General features: G+C 65.6%; 10 protein-coding genes and 1 pseudogene. 3 read left to right on the top strand and 8 right to left on the bottom strand.

The features are described from left to right. On the top strand, positions 1-448 hold a 448-nt coding region (locus tag ACU0BR_RS13110), incomplete at its 5' end, for a TetR-like C-terminal domain-containing protein (protein ID WP_446157277.1). 460 nt (positions 449-908) lie between these two features. Here the strand turns inward: ACU0BR_RS13110 and recG are convergent. From recG to sciP, 4 genes are all read right to left on the bottom strand, one after another. Continuing rightward, positions 909-2,999: an ATP-dependent DNA helicase RecG gene (recG, locus tag ACU0BR_RS13105; protein ID WP_446157279.1), complete on the bottom strand. Its 2,091-nt coding sequence runs from the start codon at positions 2,997-2,999 to the stop codon at positions 909-911. 7 nt (positions 3,000-3,006) lie between these two features. Continuing rightward, the gene (ligA, locus tag ACU0BR_RS13100; protein WP_446157276.1) at positions 3,007-5,124 is read right to left on the bottom strand and encodes an NAD-dependent DNA ligase LigA; all 2,118 of its coding nucleotides are present in this window, start codon (positions 5,122-5,124) and stop codon (positions 3,007-3,009) included. A gap of 104 nt (positions 5,125-5,228) precedes the next feature. Next, on the bottom strand, positions 5,229-5,942 hold the full coding sequence (gene ctrA, locus ACU0BR_RS13095; RefSeq protein ID WP_446157275.1) for a response regulator transcription factor CtrA: 714 nt from the start codon (positions 5,940-5,942) through the stop codon (positions 5,229-5,231). Positions 5,943-6,029: 87 nt separating this feature from the next. Continuing rightward, the gene (gene sciP, locus ACU0BR_RS13090; protein ID WP_446157274.1) at positions 6,030-6,302 is read right to left on the bottom strand and encodes a CtrA inhibitor SciP; all 273 of its coding nucleotides are present in this window, start codon (positions 6,300-6,302) and stop codon (positions 6,030-6,032) included. 117 nt (positions 6,303-6,419) lie between these two features. Between sciP and mnmA the strand changes: the two genes are divergently transcribed. Next, the gene (gene mnmA, locus ACU0BR_RS13085; RefSeq protein ID WP_446157273.1) at positions 6,420-7,628 is read left to right on the top strand and encodes a tRNA 2-thiouridine(34) synthase MnmA; all 1,209 of its coding nucleotides are present in this window, start codon (positions 6,420-6,422) and stop codon (positions 7,626-7,628) included. Here the strand turns inward: mnmA and ACU0BR_RS13080 are convergent. From ACU0BR_RS13080 to ACU0BR_RS13065, 4 genes are all read right to left on the bottom strand, one after another. Beyond that, positions 7,601-8,185: an HNH endonuclease gene (locus ACU0BR_RS13080; protein WP_446157272.1), complete on the bottom strand. Its 585-nt coding sequence runs from the start codon at positions 8,183-8,185 to the stop codon at positions 7,601-7,603. The two genes, mnmA and ACU0BR_RS13080, sit on opposite strands and share 28 nt — an antisense overlap. A gap of 221 nt (positions 8,186-8,406) precedes the next feature. Next, positions 8,407-9,072, bottom strand: coding sequence for an alpha/beta hydrolase (locus tag ACU0BR_RS13075; RefSeq protein WP_446157271.1), 666 nt, complete (start codon positions 9,070-9,072; stop codon positions 8,407-8,409). Beyond that, on the bottom strand, positions 9,069-9,725 hold the full coding sequence (locus ACU0BR_RS13070) for a DNA-3-methyladenine glycosylase family protein (RefSeq protein WP_446157278.1): 657 nt from the start codon (positions 9,723-9,725) through the stop codon (positions 9,069-9,071). Before ACU0BR_RS13070 ends, ACU0BR_RS13075 begins: the two co-directional genes overlap by 4 nt. Before the next feature lie 11 nt (positions 9,726-9,736). Then, positions 9,737-10,468: a precorrin-6A/cobalt-precorrin-6A reductase gene (locus tag ACU0BR_RS13065; RefSeq protein ID WP_446157270.1), complete on the bottom strand. Its 732-nt coding sequence runs from the start codon at positions 10,466-10,468 to the stop codon at positions 9,737-9,739. 83 nt (positions 10,469-10,551) lie between these two features. Here ACU0BR_RS13065 and ACU0BR_RS13060 point away from each other — a divergent pair. Next, a pseudogene (locus tag ACU0BR_RS13060) lies at positions 10,552-10,963 on the top strand (MFS transporter); the annotation flags it as partial.

Raw genomic sequence — 10,963 nt, 5'->3', positions numbered from 1 at the left:
TCTGATCGCCGAAGCCGCGCTGCAGGGGTATCGGATTTTCACCACGGCAATGGAAACGGCGTTCGCGTCGGGCAAGACGGATCTGGCGGCATTCGAGGCGACGGGCCGGGCCTATCTGGCGTTTGCCCGGGACTATCCGGGGCATTACATGGCAATGTTCGAATCCGGCATCTCCTTCAACGCCAATCCCGACCTCAGCATGGCGGCCAGCCGGGCGCAGGCGGTGCTCAACCGCGCGGCCGAACGGCTGTCGCAACATATTCCGCTCGAGAAACGTCCTCCCCCGTCGCTGTTCAGCGCCCATATCTGGGCGATGAGCCATGGGGTGGTCGAGCTTTTCGCGCGCGGCTCGCCGGGGGCCAAGGCGCCGTTTCCGCCCGATGAGCTGCTGGAAACGGGTATCGGAATATATCTGCGCGGTCTGGGGCTGATCGCCGCCGACGGCTGAGCCGCCCTGCCGATCCAATCCGCTGATCCGTCGATCCGCTGATCCGCTGATCCGTGCGGGAATGGCCCTCGCCCGCCCCTGTCAAAAAAAACCGCCGCACTCCGGGGTGGGAGGCGGCGGAAGGAAGCGTCAGTGGCACCGGCTCGAACGCGGGGACGCGCGCGGGATGCTAGCCATGATGCATCGACATGTGGGGACAGGAGGATGCAGCCGGTGCCGAACGCAGGCAGATCAGGAAAAAAGCGGCATGTGCAAAGCGACCAGCAAAAGCGCCCCGAGCGCGATCCCGCCCAAGGCATCCTGGACGATCGTGGCGGGGGATCTTCCGATTATCTGACGAAGCTCTCTCATCTGGGGTTCCAATCGTCTTGCACTTCTGTTGCCCCTTTGTTCTCACAAGGCGCGCCCCAAGTAAAGAACTTTTTGTGAACATCGCGGAACGCGCGGCGATTTCGCCGCCTCAGCCGACCGAAATCAGGCGGATCGCCTTATCCTGTTCCATCAGCCACAGCAGCACACGCGCGGCACGGCCCCGCGGCCCGGTCAGCTCCGGGTCTTCGTAAAGCAAGCTGCGCGCGTCGCTCTGGGCGACCGACAGAAGCTTGGTGTCGCGTTCCAGATCGGCGATGCGAAACCGGGGCAGCCCGGATTGCGCCGTGCCGATCAGATCGCCGGCGCCGCGTATGGCCAGATCCTCCTCGGCGATGCGAAATCCGTCCTCGGTGTCGCGCAGGACCGTCAACCGGCGCATTGCGGTGTCGTTCAGCGGCGCCTGATAGAGCAGCAGACAGGTCGAGGCCGTGCTTCCCCGACCGACGCGTCCGCGCAGTTGGTGCAGCTGCGCCATGCCGAAGATCTCGGCCCGCTCGATCACCATGATCGAGGCGTTGGGCACATCCACACCGACCTCGATCACCGTGGTCGCCACCAGAACCTTGGTGTCGCCGCGGGCGAAATCGGCCATGGCACGATCCTTGTCCTTCGGCGGCAACTGCCCGTGAACCAGCCCGACGGGGATGGGATGCAACGCGGCCTCGAGCATCCTGAACCGCGCCTCGGCCGCGGTCAGATCGCTGGTATCGCTTTCGTCGACCAGCGGGCACACCCAATAGGCCTGCCGCCCTTCCGCGACGGCGCGGCGCAGGTGATCCACGACTTCCGACAGACGGCTGATGCCGACCAGGGCGGTCTTGACGGGGGTGCGGCCCGGCGGCTTTTCATCCAGGACCGAAACGTCCATGTCACCGTATTGCGCCAGCGCAAGGCTGCGCGGAATCGGCGTCGCGGTCATCACCAGCACGTCGACCGCGCGGCCCTTCGCGCCCAGATCCATCCGCTGGCGCACGCCGAAACGGTGCTGTTCGTCGACGACGGCCAACCGGAGATCCCGGAACACCACATCCTTCTGAAAGACGGCATGGGTGCCCACCAGCAGTTGAATGTCGCCCGATGCCACCGCCGCCAGCTTGGCGCGCCGCTCCGACCCCTTGTCGCGGCCGGTCAAAAGCGCGATGACCACGCCCGCCTCTTCGGCCAGCGGCTGCAAGCCTGCCATGTGCTGGCGCGCAAGAATTTCGGTCGGAGCCATCAGCACGCCCTGCCCGCCGGCCTCCACCGCGGCCAGCAGGGCCATCAGCGCGACAAGGGTCTTGCCCGCGCCGACATCGCCCTGCAACAGCCGGTTCATGCGCTGCGGACGGGCCAGATCGGCGTTGACCTCCTCGATGGCCCGAAGCTGCGCGGCGGTCGCCCTGTAGGGCAGATTGTCCAGAACGCGGCCTTGCAGACGCGCGGTCGGGACCGACGCCAGACCGGGCAAGGCACGCCGATGCGCGCGCGCCAGCGCCAGGGTCAGCTGATGGGCGAAGAGCTCATCATAGGCCAGCCGGAGCCGCGCCGGATCATCCGCCGCGACATCATCGGGGCCGCCGGGCCGGTGCGCGCGCCTGACGGCCTCGGCCCAGACGGGCCAGGCGGCCTTGCGCATCTGCGATGGCGCGATCCATTCCTCGAGTTCGGGCAGCCGTTTCAGCGCCGAGTTCACAGCCTTCGCGACGCTCTTTTGACTGAGGCCCGCGCTCAGCGGGTAGACCGGCTCGAACGGCGCGAGTTCTCCCGCGGCCTCGGGGCGCAGCACGTGATCTGGATGGACCATCTGCGCCAGCCCGTCGAAATGTTCCAGCTTGCCGGACAGGACGCGGCGCTGGCCGGTGGGCAGCAGTTTTTCGACGTAGTCGCCGCGTGCGTGAAAAAAGACCACGGTAAAGCTGGCCTGCGCGTCGGACACGACCACGCGGTAGGGCTTGCCCCGGGTGCGCGGCGGCTGATGCTGACCCACCGTGACCTCGACCGTGACGACGGCCGGTGCGGCCACATCGGCGATCGTATCGCGAAGGCGCCGGTCGACCACGGCATTCGGCAGCACGAACAAGAGGTCGCGCGGCCGCGCCACGTCGAGGCCCGCGAAATGCGCCGCCGTCTTCGGCCCGATCCCGTCGAGCGTTTCCAGACCGGCGAACAGCGGAAACAGCACCGGCGGGCGCCCTTTCACCGGCGCCTCAGCCATCCGCGATCAGGGCGATCCAGGCGTCCTCGTCGATGGTCTCGACCCCCAGATCGCGCGCCTTGTCCGCCTTGGACCCGGCGCCCGGTCCCGCCACCAGCAGATCGGTCCTGGCGGAGACCGAGCCCGAAACCTTGGCGCCCATCGCCTCTGCGCGCGCCTTCGCCTCGGCGCGGGTCATCTTTTCCAGCGTGCCGCTGAACACGACGGTCTTGCCCGCGACGGGGCTTGAACGGTCGGTCGTGTGGACGTGATCCTGCACCTCCAGCTTGTCGACCAGACGGTCGATCGAGGCGCGCTCGGCCTCCTGATGGAAGGTGGTGACGACGGATGCAGCCATGACCGCGCCCACCCGGTCGATGGACAGCAGCGCGTCCCAGGCCTCGCCCTCGCCGACGGTGGCCGAGGTCATCGCGGCCTCGAACGCCTGCCAGCTGCCGTAGCGGCGCGCCAACAGGCCCGCGCCGCTTTCGCCGACATGGCGGATGCCCAGGCCGAATATCAGACGCCGCAGCGCGATCCGGCGTTTCGCGTCGATGGCGTCGAACAGCTTTTCCGCGGACTTCGGCCCCCATCCCTCACGGTTCTTGAGCTGTTGCAGGCCGCTGCCATAACGCTGCCTCAGCGTAAAGATATCGGCAGGCTCCGCGATCCAGCCGTCGGCGTAGAATTGTTCCACCTGCCGCGCGCCCAGCCCCTCAATGTCAAAAGCCGCGCGACTGACGAAATGTTTCAGTTTTTCAACGGCCTGAGCCGGGCAGATCAAACCGCCGGTACAGCGGCGAACGGCATCGCCCTCTTCGCGGATGGCCTGCGATCCGCATTCCGGGCAATGCTGCGGAAACGCGAAGACCTGCGCATCGGCCGGGCGTTTCGACAGGTCCACATCGGCGATCTTGGGGATCACATCGCCCGCGCGATAGACCTGCACCCAATCGCCGATACGAATGTCCTTGCCGTCGCGAATCGAGTCGCCCTTGCTGTCGAGGCCCTTTATGTAATCCTCGTTGTGAAGCGTCGCATTCGACACGACCACGCCGCCCACGGTCACGGGCGCAAGGCGCGCCACGGGCGACAGCGCGCCGGTGCGGCCCACCTGAATGTCGATGCCCAGCAGCGTCGTCCAGGCGAGTTCCGCCGGGAACTTATGCGCGATCGCCCAACGCGGCGTGGTCGATCGAAACCCGAGCCTGTGTTGCAGCGCCAGATTGTCGACCTTGTAGACCACCCCGTCGATGTCATAGCCCAGTGTGGCGCGCTGCGCTTCGATCTGCCGGTAATGGGCGATCATCGCCTCGGCATCGGGCAGGCTGCGCGTCAGCTCGTTGGTCACGAAGCCCAGCTTTCGCAGGCGCGCGATCGCGCCCGATTGGGTGTCGGCCAGCGGTTGCGAGACCTCGCCCCAGGCGTAGGCGAAAAACGCCAGCGGGCGCGACCCGGTGATCGAGGGATCAAGCTGACGCAACGAGCCCGCCGCCGCATTGCGCGGATTGGCGAAGGTCTTTTCGCCCCGGTCGTGCTGTGTGCGGTTCAACTGCTCGAAATCGCTGTGGCGCATATAGACCTCGCCGCGCACCTCAAGCAGATCGGGCGCGCCGCGCAGCGTTTCGGGAATGCTGGCGATATGGCGCGCGTTTGCGGTCACATTCTCGCCTATGCGGCCGTCGCCGCGCGTGGCCGCGCTGATCAACACGCCCTTTTCATAGCGCAGCGACAGCGACAGCCCGTCGATCTTGGGCTCGGCCGTGAAACTCAGCGGGCTGCTGTCGCCCAGTCCCAGATATTTGCGGACCCGCTCGACGAAATCGCGCACGTCGTCATCGCTGAACGCATTGCCGAGCGAAAGCATCGGGATCGCATGCGCGATCTTGCCGAATCCCTCGGCCGCCGGGGCGCCCACCTTTTCGCTGGCGCTGTCGGCATGTTTGAGGTCGGGGAAACGGTCCTCGATGTCCCGGTTGCGCCGCCGCAGGGCATCGAATTCCGCATCCGTCATGACCGGGGCGTCTTGCGCGTGATAGGCAATATTGGCACGATCCAGCAAATCCGCCAGCCGCGCGAGTTCGAGCCGCGCTTCGTCGCGGCTCAGCTTGTCGACGTCATCGCTTGCCATTCCTGTCGCCATCGTCCTTTCCAGCGGTATGGAAGGCAGTGATAGGGTCACTCCGGGCGAAGGTCCAGTTTAGCCGCGGTTGAATCCGGCCCGGCGGGGTCCGTTCATCCGGTCGCCGCAACCGCGGCCTTGGCAGATCCCGCCTGGGGGTCCCTCAGCACATAGCCGCGGCCCCAGACCGTTTCGATATAACTTTCGCCCGCGGTGGCCTGCGCCAGTTTCTTTCGCAGCTTGCAGATGAACACGTCGATGATCTTGAGCTCGGGCTCATCCATGCCGCCGTAGAGGTGGTTGAGGAACATTTCCTTGGTCAGGGTGGTCCCCTTGCGCAGGCTCAGCAGTTCCAGCATCTGGTATTCCTTGCCGGTCAGATGAACGGTCGCGCCGTCGACCTCCACCGTCTTGGCGTCGAGGTTCACGTCGATCTGGCCGGTTCTGATGACCGACTGCGAATGACCCTGCGATCTGCGGATGATCGCGTGGATGCGGGCGACGAGTTCTTCGCGATGGAACGGTTTGGTCAGGTAATCGTCGGCGCCGAAGCCGAACCCCTTGATCTTGCTCTGGGTATCGACGTCGCCCGTGAGGATGAGGATCGGCGTCTGGATACGGGCCATGCGCAGTTGGCGCAGTACCTCATGGCCGTCCATGTCGGGCAGGTTGAGATCCAGAAGGATCAGGTCGTAGTCATAGAGCTTGGCGAGGTCGATCCCCTCCTCACCCAGATGTGTGGAGTAGACGTTCAGATTGGCGTGGCTCAGCATCAACTCGATGCTCTTGGAAGTGGTCGGATCGTCTTCGATGAGCAGAATTCGCATACTGACCTCCAGGTTACTCTTCAACCAACGGTGCCGCAAAAGAGTTAATGCGCGGTTACCCAAACCCCGAATTCATTAAAATCCGCTTCAACGATACTTCTGAAGCGCGGTCGATTTCAGCGCCCTTTCCCCGAATGCGGCGACGGCGCGTTGCCAGCTTGCCAGTTCTTCGATGGAGAGTCTGTATTTTTCGCAAGCCTCCTCCGCCGTGATGAGCCCGACCGCGATGGCGCGCACCACCGCGCCCTTGCGGCTGGCCACCCATCGGTCGGTGTCCACGGGCGGCAGGTCCGCGCGCGTCATGATCGTTCCGTCGCGCAGCCTGACCGACATGGGTTGTGCCCTGTTCATTGTTTTCATAGCCCCTTTTGCTTTGCTCTCACGGTTTTCGCCGCGCTAGCCTAAGGAAAGGTGAAACCGCGGGTTGAGAATGCGCAGCATTTTCCTATATTCGGCGGGATTATCAGAGGATGACCCATGCCCCTCGACCAGCGCGACCCGACCCTGAATTCCCTGGGATTTGCCAAACCGCCCGCGCAGACGCGCGTGGTCGTGGCCATGTCCGGCGGCGTCGACAGCAGCGTCGTCGCCGCGATGCTGGCCGACGAAGGCTATGACGTGATCGGCGTGACATTGCAGCTTTACGATCACGGTGCGGCGCTGGCGAAAAAGGGCGCCTGCTGCGCCGGGCGCGACATCCACGACGCGCGCCGCGTCGCCGAAGAGATGGGTTTTCCCCACTATGTGCTTGATTACGAAAACGTCTTCAGGGATGCGGTGATTGACGAATTCGCCGACAGCTATCTTGCCGGCGCCACGCCTGTGCCCTGCATCCGCTGCAATGAACGGGTCAAGTTCAAGGATCTGCTGAACACCGCCAGAGAACTCGACGCCGATTGCATGGCCACCGGGCACTATATCCAGCGCAAGTCCGGCCCCGGCGGGGCCGAGCTTCATTCGGCGGCCGATGCCGCGCGCGATCAGTCGTACTTCCTGTTTTCGACCACATCGGAGCAGCTTGAATACCTGCGCTTTCCGTTGGGCCATCTGGCCAGCAAGGCCGAGACCCGGGCGCTGGCGGCGCGCTATGGCCTGTCGGTCGCGGACAAGCCCGACAGCCAGGACATCTGCTTCGTGCCCGACGGCAACTACGCGAAAGTCATAGAGAAACTGCGCCCCGGCGCGGCGGACCCCGGGCAGATCGTCGATACCGAAGGCACCATTCTGGGGGAGCATCGGGGCGTGATCCACTACACCGTCGGGCAGCGGCGCGGGCTGGGCATCGGCGGGATGAGCGATCCGCTCTATGTGGTGCGGCTCGATGTCGAAAAGCGGCATGTGATCGTCGGACCCAGATCGATGCTGGCCACGCGGAGCGTGCCGCTGCGCGAAATCAACTGGCTGGGCGATGCGCCGCTCGACAGCCGCGCGGAATGGCACCTGGACGTCAAGGTCCGCTCAACCCGGCCGCCGGTTCCCGCGATCGTGCGACCGCTCTCGCCGACCGAGGCTCAAGTTGAACTTCTTTCACCGGAACAAGGCATAAGTCCAGGTCAGGCCTGCGTTTTCTACGACCCGGACAGCAGTAGAATATTTGGCGGCGGCTGGATCTGGCGGGGCCATGCCGACGCGGATGCGTCAGGAAATGCGTCCGGGGATCAGGCTTCCAGTTCGGCATCCCAATAGAGGAAGTCCAGCCAGCTGTCGTGCAGGAAGTTCGGCGGAAACTTGCGGCCCGTGTTGCGCAGCGCCTCGGCGCCCGGACGTCGCGGCGGCTTGCGCAGGTTCATGTCGCATTGCGCGAGGCTTTTCGATCCCTTGCGCAGATTGCAGCGCGAACAGGCGGCAACGACGTTTTCCCAGCTGGTCACACCGCCCCGCGCCCGCGGGATCACGTGATCGAAGGTCAGATCGCCCCGCGCGCCACAGTACTGGCAGCAGAATTCATCCCTCAGAAATAAATTAAAGCGCGTGAAGGCCACGCGCTTTTGAGGTCTTACGTAATCTTTCAGAACCACCACCGAAGGTATTCGAATCGTGGTGCTGGGACTTCGGACGACATGGTCATATTCGGCCACGATCATCACCCGATCCAGCACGGCGGCTTTCACCGCCTCCTGCCAGGGCCACAGCGACAGCGGATAATAGGACAGCGGGCGGTAATCCGCATTGAGGACCAGCGCCGGATGGTGACGCAGGTTAGAAGGTTCCCGGACAAACTCCTGTCTGAAATCGCCGTCCATTGATCGCTCCATCAAAGACCTAGCCATGCTCAGCCGCCGGACGTATCCGCCCGACCGTCAAGACCACTATATCTGGCGTCCCTGCCATGACAAGCCCCGCGATCTGGGCGCGGGACCGGGGGGAATCCAGGCGTGGCCATATTTGCCAGAGTAATTCGGCAAGATGACGCGCCTGTGACAGGTTTCGCGGAAGGCCTGTAATCCACGCCGGGCCCGATCGTTCAGGCGTCGAGCTTTTCCTTCATGAAGGCGGCCGCGATCGACAGCCCGTCGGGGGCGATGCCATGCGCGGTGCCCTTGGAGATATGGGCATAGACCTCGAACCCGGCGGCGGTCAGCGCGTCGGCGGCTTCGGGCAGGCTGTCGGGCGGGACCACATCGTCCTGATCGCCATGCACCAGCAGGACGGGCGGCTTGACGCGGGCGTCCTCGGCCAGCCGGTCGGGTTCGAGAAGGCGGCCCGAAAACCCCACGACCCCCGCGACCGCCGCCTCCCTGCGGGGGGCCAGGTGCAGCGCCATCATCGTCCCTTGGCTAAAGCCCAGAATGACGAGTTTTTCGGGGGTTATGCCTTCTTCCTCGATCACCGCGTCAAGATAGGCGTTCAGATCGTCCAGCGCGCGGCCCATGCCGGTCTCGGCCTCTTCCTGGCTGGAACCGTCGAGCCAGGGGATCGGAAACCACTGAAAGCCCATCGGATTGCCGATGCAGGTTTCGGGCGCGTTTGGAGCGACGAAGGTGGTATCGGGCATATGCGGCGCCAGCGGGTCGGCCAGCCCCAGCAGATCGGTGCCGTCGGCGCCATAGCCGTGCAGCAGGACGACGACGGAGCCTGTCCGCCCCGAGGCGGCGGGCCTGCGGCCGGATTGCAAAACGCGCGTGTTCATCTGATGCCTTCCCTGTCCTTGATGACGTGGTAGTACGACCACAACAGCCGCGCCGCAACGCCCCGCCAGGGTGACCAGGCGGCGGCCATCTCCCTGAGCGCCTTTTCGCGCGGCCGCTCGGGCAGATCGAACAGCACCCGCGCCGATTCCTGCAACGCCAGATCCCCCGGCGCGAAGACATCCGCCCGCCCGAGCGAGAACATGCAGTAGATCTCCGCCGTCCAGACGCCGATGCCGGGCACCGCCACCAGCGTGGCGATCACCTGATCGGTCGGCGCCTGCCTGAGGGCGGCATAATCGATGCGCGCCGCCGCCAAGGCGCGGGCATAGCGGATTTTCTGCCGCGACAGCCCGGAGGCGCGCAAATCCTCGTCGTCGGCCGCCATGATCTTGCGCGGGCCGGTCAGACGGGCGGTCTTCATCCGCCCCCAGATCGCATCGGCAGCGGCGACGGAGACCTGCTGGCTGACGATGGCGCCCAGCAGCGCGGCGAAGCCGTCCTTGCGCAGCCGCAGCGGCAGCGGGCCGGTCAGATCCAGCGCGCGGGCAAAGCGCGGCTCGGCCCGGGCGAGCATCCGCGAGCCTTCCAGGATGCAGGCGTCGCCCATGATGATGCGCCCCGTGGCCTCGAGGCCCGATGCTCCGGCGGTCATCTGCCCGGAATTCACAGCGTCGCTGCCCATTGCAATACCTCTTCTACCCGGCTCAGCAGCCGCGCCCCTTGCGGCGCAGGCGGTCGGCGCAGCATCAGCACGCGCAGCCCCAGCTCATGCGCGGCGTCCAGCTTGGCACGGCTGCCGGTGCCGCCCGCGTTCTTGATCATCAGTTGGTCTACGCGCAATCGACGCAGCAACTGCACTTCGTCCTCTACCGAAAATGGCGGCGTGCCAAGCAGATAGCTTCCGTTTTCAAACGGAAAAGCCTCTGTCGGAGGGTCCAGCTGGCGACAGATGATCCGGGCGCCGCTGTGGCGCAGAGGCTCCAGCGTCTCGCGACCCGAGGCGACGAAGACGACCTCTCCGGGGGCGATCAGGCGCGCGGCCTCTTGCGCATCGGCGACATCCGACCAGCGGTCGCCGGGGTGTGGCTGCCACGGCGCGCGCAACAGGCGCACATGCGCGACACCCGCCTCGGCGCAGACCCGGGCGGCGCGCTGCGGGATCTGGCGCGCGAACGGATGGGTGGCGTCGATCACCGCGTCGACCCCCTGCTCGTCGAGGTAGGCGCGCAATCCGGCACTGCCGCCAAAGCCGCCCGCACGCCAGGCGATTCCCTCGACGGGCACGCGCGGCGGCGCCGGGTAGGAAACCGTCAGCGCGATCGTTGCATCGCGATGCAGCGCCTGCATCAGATCCCGCGCCTCGCCCGTGCCCGCCAGAAGGAGAAGTTTTCGCATGAGAGCGACTATAGCCGGGCCCCCGTCGGCCGCAATACGTTGCACCTTGCGAACGGACAAGTTGCGGCCTACGAATTCGCGTCATGGAATATCAACCCCCCCCCGGTCCGGGCACCGCCAGGCGCAATGTCGCCGTGCTCGTCATCGCACAGGCATTGCTGGGCGCGCAGATGCCGATGATCTTCGTGATCGGCGGGCTGGCCGGGCAATCGCTGGCGGCCAACGCCTGTTTCGCCACGCTGCCGATTTCGCTGATCGTGCTGGGCTCGATGCTGGCCGCGACCCCCCTGTCGGCGCTGATGCAGTCGCAGGGACGCCGAACAGGCTTCATCATCGGCGTGCTGGGCGGCGCCGGGGGGGCTGCGATCGGTGCCTGGGGGCTTTACACCCAGTCTTTCGCGCTGTTCCTCGCCGGGTCGCTGATGACCGGCATCTACATGTCGGCGCAGGGGTTCTATCGCTTCGCCGCCACCGACACCGCCTCGGACGCCTTCC

Source organism: Brevirhabdus sp. (genome assembly GCF_052826345.1).
Note: the sequence above shows the minus strand (reverse complement) of the source record. Positions and strands in the feature narration are given on the sequence as shown.

What these genes read in the sequence shown, in the direction of transcription:
- ligA (WP_446157276.1), bottom strand. Translation starts at nt 5,124, where the DNA reads ATGGCAAGCGATGACGTCGACAAGCTGAGCCGCGACGAAGCGCGGCTC.
- ctrA (WP_446157275.1), bottom strand. Translation starts at nt 5,942, where the DNA reads ATGCGAATTCTGCTCATCGAAGACGATCCGACCACTTCCAAGAGCATC.
- sciP (WP_446157274.1), bottom strand. Translation starts at nt 6,302, where the DNA reads ATGAAAACAATGAACAGGGCACAACCCATGTCGGTCAGGCTGCGCGAC.
- mnmA (WP_446157273.1), top strand. Translation starts at nt 6,420, where the DNA reads ATGCCCCTCGACCAGCGCGACCCGACCCTGAATTCCCTGGGATTTGCC.
- ACU0BR_RS13080 (WP_446157272.1), bottom strand. Translation starts at nt 8,185, where the DNA reads ATGGACGGCGATTTCAGACAGGAGTTTGTCCGGGAACCTTCTAACCTG.
- ACU0BR_RS13075 (WP_446157271.1), bottom strand. Translation starts at nt 9,072, where the DNA reads ATGAACACGCGCGTTTTGCAATCCGGCCGCAGGCCCGCCGCCTCGGGG.
- ACU0BR_RS13070 (WP_446157278.1), bottom strand. Translation starts at nt 9,725, where the DNA reads ATGACCGCCGGAGCATCGGGCCTCGAGGCCACGGGGCGCATCATCATG.
- ACU0BR_RS13065 (WP_446157270.1), bottom strand. Translation starts at nt 10,468, where the DNA reads ATGCGAAAACTTCTCCTTCTGGCGGGCACGGGCGAGGCGCGGGATCTG.